Genomic DNA, 1,232 nt, shown 5'->3' on the forward strand with positions numbered 1-1,232 from the left:
ATCTCTTCAAAAGAATAATGGGCTTATCTCCCGCCTTGGTTAGGATTTTCAAATGCTATCTATACGACGCGCATGACATGACTGCAATACTCATGGTGAGCGAATTATCAGCAAGGTTGAAGAGTCGAGTGGCGGCAGACAAAAAAACCAAGACTCCCGATTTTTTTGTAATTTCTAATAGATTATAGAAACATTTCGATTCTAGATGATGACTGGAGGTATTAGATGATTCGAACGGACAAATACCCAAACTGCGGCTCACTGGACATTGGAAAGGGTTACTGGTCAGGTTTTGCGGCTCTTATGCCTTTAGGAAAGCCTCTTTCGATGGGATCTAAGGTTATAGTGCGCGTTTGCAGAGAATGCGGACATATTTTCGATCTTCAGGCAGAAAAGCCCGAGAAGTTCTGATCTTTTCTGTTTAGGAGTTCCATAAAAGTTTCAGATTAAACTTGTATTCAAGAGCCTTAGTAAGCTTCGCGGAGATAATCCGATATCTTCGACCAAATCTCTTTTACTCTTTTGAACTGCTCGTAGTGTTTCTCGACCGACTTATGATACTTGTTCAGCTCTTTGGAAATGTTGTAGAACGAATCGGTACCAAAGTACGATGAAATAGAAGGTAATGTTTCCCTAAGGTTGATCTTCATCTCTTCAATCTTGTTCGAATAGTTGTCGCGATCGGTTATGTAAAGAAGCAAAGGCTTGTACCTGATCCATCCAATGCAGGATCTGTAGAAACGTCTAACTATATCTCTCGAATCGGCTCTTATAGGTCTGAGACTGGTTGGGAGAACACCCATCAAAATGTGGTTGTACGTTGAGAATGCGTTATGAAATGCGTAACTTGGCACTTTGAGCACCCTCCTGTCGCTCAGACAGGTACTCAAGAAAGTATCTTCACCTCTCGCTCCAGGTGGATTATAGAAGGGGAAAAGTCTGCCTGGATCTTTTAGATTTAGACAGAGATTCGATCCAGAGATGAATTTGGCATGATTTACCTCTTCAACTTCAAAGATTTCACCACTGTTCAGTATTTTCGGATCGGCGTACGATACTCCTCCGGCAACTATAAGTCTTTTGAGAGTCTCCCACTTGACTATGTCGTTGCTAATTGCCTCAATGAAGAGTCTGAAAGTATCCTCCGGTAGTGCTGGAGAAAACTCCATGAAGGGGATCGGAGAAATGTATCCACAGTGATAACCGTAGGTGATGTCGGCTTGATCAATGTA

The 1,232-nt window shown here is 42.2% G+C and carries 2 protein-coding genes and 1 pseudogene; 2 read left to right on the forward strand and 1 reads right to left on the reverse strand.

Annotation, left to right across the window (positions count from 1 at the left end):
• A partial coding sequence (locus tag BG32_RS15885; protein ID WP_220660341.1) for a hypothetical protein occupies positions 1-188 on the forward strand: 188 nt, incomplete at its 5' end.
• Positions 189-225: 37 nt separating this feature from the next.
• On the forward strand, positions 226-411 hold the full coding sequence (locus BG32_RS13400; RefSeq protein WP_121510657.1) for a transcription initiation factor TFIIIB: 186 nt from the start codon (positions 226-228) through the stop codon (positions 409-411).
• 56 nt (positions 412-467) lie between these two features.
• Here BG32_RS13400 and BG32_RS13405 read toward each other — a convergent pair.
• Positions 468-1,232 (reverse strand): annotated as a pseudogene (locus tag BG32_RS13405) (hypothetical protein); the annotation flags it as partial.

The organism is Mesotoga sp. HF07.pep.5.2.highcov (genome assembly GCF_003666285.1).
GTDB classification, from domain to species: Bacteria; Thermotogota; Thermotogae; order Petrotogales; family Kosmotogaceae; genus Mesotoga; species Mesotoga prima.